Origin of the sequence: Nocardioides sp. ChNu-153 (assembly GCF_030466625.1) — a bacterium.
GTDB lineage: Bacteria > Actinomycetota > Actinomycetes > Propionibacteriales > Nocardioidaceae > Nocardioides.
The window spans coordinates 35047-42901 of the sequence record NZ_JADEVT010000021.1 but is presented as its reverse complement, the minus strand read 5'-3'; the positions used below and the strand labels follow the sequence as shown (position 1 = coordinate 42901).

Here is a 7855-nt window from a genome sequence, read left to right as displayed (position 1 = left end):
GCCACCACGAACCGGGTCAGCTGCCGGGTGCCTGAGCCCCCGGCGGCACCTGCCCACCTGGCGGCACCTGCCCACCGGGCGGCACCTGGCCACCGGGCGCGAACTGGCCGCCCCGACCCCCCGGTCCGCCCTGGCCGGCCTCGTCCGCGCCGTCGCTCACCGCCCCGAGCGCCACGGCGCCCCCGGCGCCGAGGACCACGCTCGCCAGGGCCACGGCGGCCGTCGCCCGCAGCGCCATCGCGCGCTGGCGCAGCGTGCGGCGCGGCGGGGCCGGTCGCTCGGCGGTCGGGGCCACGGGCGGCGGGCCCGGCAGCGGGGCACCCGTCGGGGGTGGCCCGGCGTACGGCGGCGGGGGCGGCCCGGCGTACGGCGGCGGCGGCGGGGGCGGCCCGGCGTACAGGTCGGGGGGCGCGGGGTAGCGGGGGTTCTGCTCGCTCATGGGCCCACGGTGCGCGGCGGGCCTGTGCCCGGGCTGTGCACCGGCCCAGCGTCACCGAAGATCGTGCTGGGAGCGCCGCAGCACGCCGTACCCCACGAGCACGTAGCCCAGCGCGAGCACGCCCACGAGCATCCCCGCGAGCGTCGGCACGAAGGCCGACGACGACGGGTCGAGGAAGCCGTAGATGTCGAGGCCGGCCGCGTAGTAGAACGCCAGGTAGGCCAGCGGCGGCAGCAGCCACGTCAGCGGGTGCCACCAGCGCGACTCCCGCTGCCCCCGCCCCACGACGAGGTAGTCGGCGAGCACGAGCAGCGGCGTCACGAGGTGCTCGAGCAGCGACCACGTCGTGTCCACCGCGCCGCCGAGCAGCGCGAACCACGAGCCGCCCACGAGCAGGAGCACCACCAGTGTCGCCCCGCGCACCCACGACGACCGCGGCTCGTGGCGGCGGAAGCCGACGGTCGCCGGGTAGGCGGCCAGCGCGAGGTAGACGACCGCCGCGACGAGGCTCGCCAGCTGGCTCAGTCCCTGCCAGGCGTCGCCCCCGAACCGGGCGGTGGCCGCGAGGAAGCCGGTGAGCGCGACCCCGGCGACGAGGAGCCGCCAGACGGTGAGCGCGACGAGGGTGGGGACCGAGGGGGGTGGGGTCACGCGCCGCTGCGTACCCCGCGGGCCCCCACCCGACACCCCAGCCCGACACCCCGGCCCGACACCCAGCGCGACACCCAGCGCGTCCACAGCGGACGCACAGGTGACTGCGGCACAGTCGGGGGCATGGACCTGACCCGCCCGGACGGCTCGCCGCTGCGCGTGCTGGTCGTCGACGACGAGGTGAACCTCGCCGAGCTCGTGTCGATGGCGTTGCGCTACGAGGGCTTCGAGACCCGGATGGCCCACACGGGGAGCACCGCCGTCGCCGCCGCCCGCGTGATGGATCCCGACGTCGTCGTGCTCGACATGATGCTGCCCGACTTCGACGGCCTCGAGGTGCTGCGCCGGATGCGCTCCACCGACGCCGCCGTGCCCGTGCTCTTCCTCACCGCCCGCGACGCCGTCGAGGACCGCGTGGCGGGCCTGACGGCCGGCGGTGACGACTACGTGACGAAGCCGTTCTCGCTCGAGGAGGTCGTCGCGCGCCTGCGCGCCCTGCTGCGCCGCGCCGGTGCCCGGGCCGCGGAGCGCGAGAACGTGCTCGTCGTCGGCGACCTCAGCCTCGACGAGGACAGCCACGAGGTGCGCCGCGGCGGCGACGAGGTGACCCTGACGGCGACGGAGTTCGAGCTGCTGCGCTTCCTCATGCGCAACCCGCGCCGGGTGCTCAGCAAGGCGCAGATCCTCGACCGGGTCTGGAACTACGACTTCGGCGGCCAGGCCAACGTCGTCGAGCTCTACATCTCCTACCTGCGCAAGAAGATCGACGCCGGCCGCGCCCCGATGATCCACACGATGCGCGGCGCGGGCTACGTGCTGAAGCCGGCGGACTGACGGTGCCCGACGCACCGCCCGGGCCCGCCGGGCCCGCCGGGCCTGCCGGGACCGACCGGGCCACCCCCCGGCGCCGCCAGCTCGCCACGCTGACCTCCCGGCTCGTCGCCACGACCGTGCTGCTGACCACCCTGGTGGCCCTCGCGATCGGCGCCGCGACGACCCTGGCGATGCAGGGCAACCTCACCGGCCAGCTCGACGGCGAGGTCGGCTCGCTGGCGCAGCGCGCGGGCGGACCGGCGCCGCAGGGCCTCGACGGCGGCCCCGCCGACGGTCCGTGCGGCGACCGCTTCGTGCCCGGCAGCCGCGGCCCCGGCACCCTGTTCGCGCAGCTGTACGACGACGCCGACCGCACCGACGGCATCGTGCTCACCGAGGAGGTCTGCGGCGAGCGCGTGCTCTCCACGGCCGCGCTCGACCAGCTCGCGGACGTGCCGGCGGACGGCGCCGTGCACGCGGTCGACCTCCCCGCGCTCGGCTCCTACCGCGTCGTCGCCTCCGCGCGCAGCGACGGGTCCGTGGTCGTCTCCGGCCTGCCGACCGAGCGGGTCGACGACGCCGTCGCCTCCCTCGTGCTCTACGAGCTGCTCATCGGCCTCGCCGCCGTGCTCGTCGCCGCGGGTGCCGCGTCGGTGGTGGTACGCCGACAGCTGCGGCCGCTGCGCGACGTCGCCGCGACGGCGCACGAGGTCGCGACCCTGCCCCTCGCCGAGGGCGAGGTCGACCTGCGCGGGCGCGTGCCGGCGTACCTGACGGACGAGGCGACCGAGGTCGGCCAGGTCGGCGCCGCGCTCGCCACCCTCCTGGCCCACGTCGACGACGCCATCGCGGCGCGGCACCGCAGCGAGCAGCAGGTGCGCCAGTTCGTCGCCGACGCCTCCCACGAGCTGCGCACGCCGCTGGCCACGATCGTGGGGTACGCCGAGCTGGCCCGCCGCCGTCCCGACGACGCCGACGCGGCGCGCACCGCGCTCGCCAAGGTGGAGGGCGAGTCGGGCCGGATGCGGCGCCTCGTCGAGGACCTGCTGCTGCTCGCCCGCCTCGACGCGGGCCGCCCGATGGCGCACGAGCCCGTCGACCTCACGCTGCTGCTGCTCGAGGCGGTGGCCGACGCCCAGGTGCTGGCCCCCGGGCACCACTGGCGCCTCGACCTGCCCGACGAGGTCGTGGAGGTCGACGGCGACGCCCACGGCCTCCACCAGGTGGTCAGCAACCTGCTGACGAACGCGCGCCGCTACACCCCGGCCGGCACGACCGTGACGGTGGCGGCGGCGCTCGAGCGGGCCGACGGGGGCGACCGGGGCGACCGGGTGGTGCTGCGGGTGAGCGACGACGGCCCCGGGTTCCCGCCGGCCATCGCCGGCCACGCCTTCGACCGGTTCGTGCGCGGCGACGGCGCCCGCACGGGCGGGGACTCCTCCGGGCTCGGCCTCGCGCTCGTGCGGGCCATCGTCGAGGCGCACGGCGGCCGCGTCGGTTTGAGAAGTGCGCCGGGAGCCACCACGGTGGAGGTGGCACTCCCGCCGAGGGGGGCTACCCTGTCCGACGGGCCGATTGTCTGACAATCCATCTCGGAGCCGCCGAGCGGGACAGGACCGCACGCCCGACGACCACGAGGAGGCGAGCATGACCGGCACCGTGACCGAGCCGACCACCACCGGGACCACCAGGACCACCGGGACCCCCCGGGACGCAGCGCAGGACGGCGACGCACCCCGCAGCCAGGCCTACTTCCAGCAGGCGCAGGAGCGCACCGCGCACAACTACCACCCGCTGCCGGTGGTGGTGGCCCACGCCGAGGGCGCCTGGATGACCGACGTCGACGGCAACCGGTTCCTCGACATGCTGGCCGGCTACTCCGCGCTCAACTTCGGCCACGGTCACCCCGACCTCGTCGCCGTCGCGCACGCACAGCTCGACAAGCTGACGCTGACGAGCCGCGCGTTCGTCCACGACCAGTTCGGCGCCTTCTGCTCCGCGCTCGGCGACCTCGCCGGCAAGGAGCTCGTGCTGCCGATGAACACCGGCGCCGAGGCCGTCGAGACGGCCATCAAGGTCTGCCGCAAGTGGGGCTACGACATCAAGGGCGTCGCGGTGGACTCCGCGGAGATCATCGTCGCCGGCGGCAACTTCCACGGCCGCACCACGACCATCGTCGGCTTCTCCGACGACCCCGACGCCCGCGACGGCTTCGGCCCGTTCGCCCCCGGCTTCACCCAGGTGCCGTACGGCGACGCCGCGGCCCTCGAGGCCGCCATCACACCGAACACGGTCGCCGTGCTGCTCGAGCCCATCCAGGGCGAGGGCGGCGTCGTGCTGCCCCCGACCGGCTACCTCCGCGAGGTCCGCGAGATCACGCGCCGCCACAACGTGCTGTTCGCCGCCGACGAGATCCAGTCCGGCCTCGGCCGCACCGGTCGCACCTTCGCGTGCGACCACGAGGAGGTCGTGCCCGACCTCTACGTGCTCGGCAAGGCGCTGGGCGGCGGCATCGTCCCGGTCTCGGCCGTCGTGGCCGACCGCGACGTGCTCGGCGTGCTCCACCCGGGCCAGCACGGCTCGACCTTCGGCGGCAACGCGCTCGCCTGCGCCGTCGCGACCAAGGTCGTCGAGATGCTGGCGACCGGCGAGTTCCAGGAGCGCTCCGAGCGGCTCGGCGTGCTGCTGCGCACCCGGCTGGAGGGGCTCGTCGGGCGCGGCGTGCTCGCCGTCCGCACCCGCGGGCTGTGGGCCGGCGTGGACGTCGACCCCGCGGTCGGCACCGGCCGCGCGGTCTGCGAGGCCCTGATGGCCCGCGGCGTCCTGGCCAAGGACACGCACGGCTCCACCATCCGTCTCGCGCCGCCGCTCGTCGTCTCCGAGGAGGACCTCGCCTGGGGCCTCGACCATCTCGAGGCGGTCGTCACCGGCGCCTGAGACCCCGCGTCTCACAGTCGCACCACAGGTCGTCCCCACGGACGACCCAGCGAGGCGGTCGAGCCTCGTGCCATGGACTCGACCGCCTCGCCCCACCTCGTCGCGCGCGACGCCCCGGCCCCGCCGGCGCCGCCCCCGTCGTACGCCGCGCACCCCGCCGCACGCAGCTCCCGCCTGCTCGACCGCCTCCGGCGGGTCGAGCGCCGCACCGGCGAGCGCGCCGGCCTCGCCGCGCTCCTGCTCGCGACCGCCCTGCTCTACCTGTGGGACCTCGGCGCCTCGGGGTGGGCCAACTCGTTCTACGCCGCGGCCGCGCAGGCGGGCTCGGAGTCGTGGAAGGCGTTCTTCTTCGGCTCCTCCGACGCCGGCAACGCGATCACCGTCGACAAGACACCCCTGTCGCTGTGGCCGATGGCCCTGTCGATCCGGGTGTTCGGGCTCTCGTCGTGGAGCCTGCTCGTGCCCCAGGCCCTGATGGGCGTGGGCGCGGTCGCCCTGCTCCACGCGACCGCGCGGCGCGCGACGGGGTCCTGGGCGGCGGGCATCCTCGCCGGCGCGGCGCTCGCCCTGACCCCCGTCGCGACGCTGATGTTCCGCTTCGACAACCCCGACGCGCTGCTCGTCCTGCTGCTGGTGGGCGCGGCGTACGCGACCCTGCGGGCGGTCGAGGGGGCGACGCCCGTGCCCGGGGTGACCGGCCGCGTGGTCGGGCACCCCGTGCGGTGGCTCGCGCTGGGCGGGGCCCTCGTCGGGCTGGCCTTCCTCACCAAGATGCTGCAGGCGTTCCTCGTGCTGCCGGCGCTCGCCCTGGCGTACGCCGTGTTCGCCACCGCGCCCTGGTGGCGACGCGGGCTGCACCTGCTCGTGGCGTTCGGCTCCATGGTGGTGGCCGGCGGCTGGTGGATCGCGGTCGTCGAGCTGTGGCCGGCGGACTCGCGGCCCTACATCGGCGGCTCGCAGGGCAACTCGATCCTCGAGCTGACACTGGGCTACAACGGCCTCGGCCGGCTGAACGGCGAGGAGGAGGGGTCCGTCGGCGGCGGGGGCGGCTGGGGCAGCCCGGGCCTGATGCGGCTCTTCTCCGACTCCGTCGGCGACCAGGTCGCGTGGCTGCTGCCCGCGGCGCTCGTCCTCGGCGTCGCGGGGCTCTGGTTCGCCGGGCGCGGCGCCACCCCCGGCGCCACCCTCGGCGCCACCCCCGGCACCGCGCGCCTCACCCGGGCCGCGCTGACGCTGATGCTCGGGTGGCTGGTCGTCACGGGGCTGACGTTCAGCCTCATGCAGGGGATCTTCCACGAGTACTACACCGTCGCCCTCGCCCCCGCCATCGCCCTGCTGGCCGCGGTCGGCGCGGTCGTGCTGTGGCGGGCCCGCGGCTCGCTCGTCGCGTCGGGCCTGCTGGGCGGCACGCTCGCGCTGACCGCGGTGTGGGCGTCGGTGCTGCTCGACCGCGCCGGCTGGGCGCCCGCGCTGCGCTGGGGCGTGCTCGTCGTCGGGCTGGTGACCGCGCTGCTCGTGGTGGGGGCGCGCCACCTCCCCCGGAAGGCCGGGTACGCCGTGGCCGTCGCCGCCCTGCTCGCGGCGCTGGCCGCGCCCGCGGCGTACTCCGTCGCGACCGCGGCGACGCCGCACACCGGCTCGATCGTGGCCGCCGGCCCCAGCAGTGCCGGGGCGGGCGCCGGCCCCGGAGGCCGGACCGGGGGCGGACGGGGCCCCGGCGGGGGCTTCGGCGGGGGCTTCGGCGGGGGACCCGCCGGGACGGGCGGCCTGCCGGGCGCGGGCACCGTCCCCGGCGCCGGCGCCGGCGCGGGCACCGGCACCGGCGGGGGTGTCGGCGGGCTGCTCACCGGCAGCGAGTCGACCGACGCGATCACGGCCCTGCTGGCCGAGGACGCCGACGCCTTCACCTGGGCGGCCGCGACGGTCGGGTCCAACTCGGCGGCGGGCTACCAGCTGGCCAGCGAGGAGCCGGTCATGGCGATCGGCGGGTTCAACGGCTCCGACCCCAGCCCGACGCTGGAGGAGTTCCAGGCCTACGTCGCGGACGGCGAGGTGCGCTGGTTCGTCGCCGGCGGCGGGCAGCTGGGCGGCGGCGGTGCCGGCGACACGGGCGACACCAGCACGGCGAGCCAGATCACGGCGTGGGTGGAGGAGACGTTCACCGCGACGACCGTCGACGGCGTGACCCTCTACGACCTCTCGGGCGGTGTGCGGTGAGCGCGCCGGTGCTCGAGGTCGTCGTGCCGGTGCACTGCGAGGAGCGGGCGCTGCCCCGGGCCGTGGCGGAGGTGACGGCCCACCTGCGGACGCTGCCGTGGACCTGGCGGCTGACCGTCGCCGACAACGCCTCCACCGACCGCACCGCCGAGGTGGCGGCCGGGCTCGCCGCCACCCACCCGGGCGTGCGCGTGCTGCGGCTCGACCGCAAGGGCCGCGGCCTCGCCCTCAAGGCCGCGTGGGGGGCGAGCGACGCCGACGTGCTCGTCTACATGGACGTCGACCTCTCCACCGACCTCAAGGCGCTGCTGCCGCTCGTGGCGCCACTGGTCTCGGGCCACTCCGACCTCGCGATCGGGTCGCGGCTCAGCCCCACCTCGCGGGTACGGCGGGGCCCCCGCCGCGAGGTCGTGTCGCGGTCGTACAACCTGCTGCTACGTGGGGCACTGGGCGTGGGGTTCCGCGACGCCCAGTGCGGGTTCAAGGCGGTGCGGGCCGACGCGGCCCGCGCGCTGCTGCCGCTGGTGCGGGACGACACCTGGTTCTTCGACACCGAGCTGCTCGTGCTCGCCGAGCGCGCGGGGCTGCGCATCCACGAGGTGCCGGTCGACTGGGTGGACGACCCCGACAGCCGGGTCGACGTGCTGCGCACGGCCATCGACGACCTGCACGGGGTGCGCCGCCTGCGGCGCTCCCTGGCGCGCCACGAGCTGCCGCTCGCGCAGGTGCGCGCCCAGGCCCGGCCTCACCTGGCGCTGCGGGCGACCGGCACGGCGAGGGCCTCGTAGGCCTCGCGCC

Annotated in this window: 7 protein-coding genes; 5 read left to right on the top strand and 2 right to left on the bottom strand. The window is 76.4% G+C overall.

The features are described from left to right. Nucleotides 1-16 precede the first annotated feature (16 nt). Nucleotides 17-439: a hypothetical protein gene (locus INN71_RS17510; RefSeq protein ID WP_301801390.1), complete on the bottom strand. Its 423-nt coding sequence runs from the start codon at nucleotides 437-439 to the stop codon at nucleotides 17-19. A gap of 51 nt (nucleotides 440-490) precedes the next feature. Continuing rightward, nucleotides 491-1090, bottom strand: a complete 600-nt coding sequence (locus INN71_RS17505) for a hypothetical protein (RefSeq protein ID WP_277501614.1) — start codon at nucleotides 1088-1090, stop codon at nucleotides 491-493. Between the two features lie 123 nt (nucleotides 1091-1213). On the opposite strand from INN71_RS17505, the gene INN71_RS17500 reads away from it, so the two are divergent. From INN71_RS17500 to INN71_RS17480, 5 genes are all read left to right on the top strand, one after another. Continuing rightward, nucleotides 1214-1924: a response regulator transcription factor gene (locus INN71_RS17500; protein WP_277501615.1), complete on the top strand. Its 711-nt coding sequence runs from the start codon at nucleotides 1214-1216 to the stop codon at nucleotides 1922-1924. A 2-nt stretch (nucleotides 1925-1926) separates the two neighbouring features. Beyond that, entirely contained in the window at nucleotides 1927-3486 is a 1560-nt protein-coding gene (locus INN71_RS17495) for a cell wall metabolism sensor histidine kinase WalK (RefSeq protein WP_277501616.1), read from the top strand. A gap of 64 nt (nucleotides 3487-3550) precedes the next feature. Then, a complete protein-coding gene (gene rocD, locus INN71_RS17490; RefSeq protein ID WP_277501617.1) occupies nucleotides 3551-4840 on the top strand; it encodes an ornithine--oxo-acid transaminase in 1290 nt (429 codons plus the stop codon). Nucleotides 4841-4912: 72 nt separating this feature from the next. Then, complete coding sequence (locus INN71_RS17485; protein WP_301801387.1) at nucleotides 4913-7057, top strand: glycosyltransferase family 39 protein; 2145 nt, start codon at nucleotides 4913-4915, stop codon at nucleotides 7055-7057. Next, nucleotides 7054-7845 (top strand): dolichyl-phosphate beta-glucosyltransferase, encoded by a 792-nt coding sequence (locus INN71_RS17480; protein WP_301801386.1) that lies wholly within the window; start codon nucleotides 7054-7056, stop codon nucleotides 7843-7845. The genes INN71_RS17485 and INN71_RS17480 overlap by 4 nt, the downstream gene beginning before the upstream one ends. Nucleotides 7846-7855 lie beyond the last annotated feature (10 nt).

Bases quoted from the DNA above. Each gene is read 5' to 3' on its own strand.
- INN71_RS17510 (WP_301801390.1), bottom strand. From the start codon at position 439: ATGAGCGAGCAGAACCCCCGCTACCCCGCGCCCCCCGACCTGTACGCC.
- INN71_RS17500 (WP_277501615.1), top strand. From the start codon at position 1,214: ATGGACCTGACCCGCCCGGACGGCTCGCCGCTGCGCGTGCTGGTCGTC.
- rocD (WP_277501617.1), top strand. From the start codon at position 3,551: ATGACCGGCACCGTGACCGAGCCGACCACCACCGGGACCACCAGGACC.
- INN71_RS17485 (WP_301801387.1), top strand. From the start codon at position 4,913: ATGGACTCGACCGCCTCGCCCCACCTCGTCGCGCGCGACGCCCCGGCC.